Here is a 2,505-nt window from a genome sequence, read left to right as displayed (position 1 = left end):
GGGCCCAACGCCCCGCACACGCGGGACGTTGGGCCCGACCTTTTCCATTTGTGCAGGCGGGGGCCGTGGAAAACATTCCCCATTTCTGAGGTGAGCATTACCTCAGAAGCGCGGAACTGAGCGTAGACACATTTGTCCAGTGAGGGACCAAGGGCCCGACGTCACCCGGGACCGACCGAAACAATCAGGCCAACCCCAAGACCTGAAATCGCCAATCACATGGCGCGTCCTCCGCTGGAAGGATCGACGATGACCGACACGGCCACCCCCGGGCCACACCTCCTCGGCACACCCGTGCCCCGACGCTCGTTCATGAAGTGGAGCGCTGCCGCCGGTGGCACCGCTGCCGCCGTGGGCGTCGGCGCCCACTACGGGCTGCTCCCCCTCGCCTCGGCCTCGGCCGAGCCCGCCGCAGCCGGTGACGACGCCAAGGTCGTCTGGAGCTCGTGCAACGTCAACTGCGGCTCGCGCTGCCCGCTGCTCATGACCGTCGTCGACGGCCAGATCACCCGCGTCGACCCTGACAGCACCGGTGACGACGAGCTCGGCAGCCAGCAGATCCGCGCGTGCGTCCGCGGGCGCGCCATCCGCCAGCGCATCTACAACCCGGACCGCCTCAAGTACCCCATGAAGCGGGTCGGCAAGCGCGGTGCGGGCGAGTTCGAGAAGATCACCTGGGAAGAGGCGTACGACACGATCGCCGCCTCGCTCAAGACCACCATCGAGAAGTACGGCAACGAGGCCGTCTACCTCAACTACGGCACCGGCGCCCTGGGCGGCACGGTCGCCAAGAGCTGGCCTCCGGCATCGAGCCCCATCGCGCGCCTGATGAACTGCATGGGTGGGTACCTCAACCACTACGGCACGTACAGCACCGCCCAGATCTCCGCCGCGACGCCGTACACCTACGGGGCGGGCGCGGGGAACAACAGCTTCGACGACACGGTCCACAGCAAGCTCGTGGTCCTGTGGGGCAACAACCCGCACGAGACCCGCATGAGCGGTGGCGGCGAGACGTTCGTGACCCAGGAGGCCAAGCGCCTCGGTGGGACCAAGGTCATCGTCATCGACCCCCGCTACACGGACACCGCGGTGACGATCGCCGACGAGTGGGTTCCGCTGCGGCCCGGCACCGACGCGGCGCTCGTCGCAGGCCTGGCGCACGTCATGATCAGCGAGGAGCTGCACGACCAGGCGTTCCTCGACACGTACTGCGTGGGCTTCGACGAGGAGCACCTTCCCGAGGGGGCTCCCGCCGGCGGCTCGTACAAGAGCTACGTCCTGGGCCTGGGCCCGGACGCCACCGAGAAGACCCCCGAGTGGGCTGCGACGATCACGGGCATCCCGGCGACCCGCATCGTGCAGCTCGCCCGCACCATCGCGCAGGCCAAGCCGTGCGCGATCGTGCAGGGCTGGGGTCCGCAGCGCCACGCCAACGGTGAGAACAGCGCGCGTGCGGTGATGCTGCTCGCAGCACTCACCGGCAACGTCGGCATCCAGGGTGGCGGCACGGGTGCCCGCGAGGGCTCCTACCAGCTGTCGCTGTCCGCCTTCCCGACGCTGACGAACCCGGTCAAGACCTCGATCCCGGTGTTCATGTGGACCGACGCGATCGAGCGCGCCACCGAGATGACGGCCACCACGGACGGCATCCAGGGCAAGGACCGCCTCGAGGTCCCGATCAAGTTCATCTGGAACTACGCCGGCAACGCGCTGATCAACCAGCACGCCGACGCCAACCGCACCGCGAAGCTCCTCGAGGACGACTCGCTGTGCGAGATGATCGTCGTGATCGAGAACCAGATGACGGCGTCGGCCAAGTTCGCCGACATCCTGCTCCCGGACGTGTCCAACAGCGAGCAGGCCGACCTGGTCCCGCAGGGCAGCGCGGGCAGCCTGGGCTACCTGATCTTCGCCGACCAGGTCATCGACCCCCTGTTCGACTGCCGCACCGTGTACGAGATGTGCACCGAGCTCGCGGCCCGAGCGGGCGTCGAGGAGCAGTTCACCGAGGGCAAGACGCAGGAGGACTGGCTGCGCCAGGTCTACTCCGAGAGCCAGGTCAAGGAGCCCGACCTGCCCAGCTTCGAGGAGCTGCGCGAGAAGGGCATCTGGAAGAAGAAGAACCCGGCCGGCACCGTCATCGGGCTCAAGAAGTTCCGTGACGACCCGGTGGCGAACCCGCTGAAGACGCCGTCCGGGAAGATCGAGATCTACTCCTCGCTGCTCGCCAAGCTCGACGCGACGTGGGAGCTGCCCGAGGGTGACCGGATCACGCCGCTGCCCGAGTACACCCCCACATGGGAGGGGGCCGAAGAGGCCGGATCTGGCAAGCACCCGCTGCAGATGATCGGGCACCACTACAAGTCCCGGACCCACTCGACCTACGGCAACGTCGCCTGGATGAAGGAGGCGCACCCGCAGGTGGTGTGGATCAACACCCTCGACGCGCAGGCCCGCAGCATCGAGAACGACGACGTCGTGCACGTCTTCAACGACCGTGGC

The 2,505-nt window shown here is 67.7% G+C and carries 1 protein-coding gene; it reads left to right on the top strand.

Going from position 1 to position 2,505, the window contains the following annotated elements; translation table 11 throughout:
• Positions 1 to 249: 249 nt before the first annotated feature.
• A partial coding sequence (locus tag ACGIF2_RS16345; protein WP_396048145.1) for a DMSO/selenate family reductase complex A subunit occupies positions 250 to 2,505 on the top strand: 2,256 nt, incomplete at its 3' end.

The organism is Cellulomonas sp. P22 (assembly GCF_044392165.1).
Note: the sequence above shows the minus strand (reverse complement) of the source record. Positions and strands in the feature narration are given on the sequence as shown.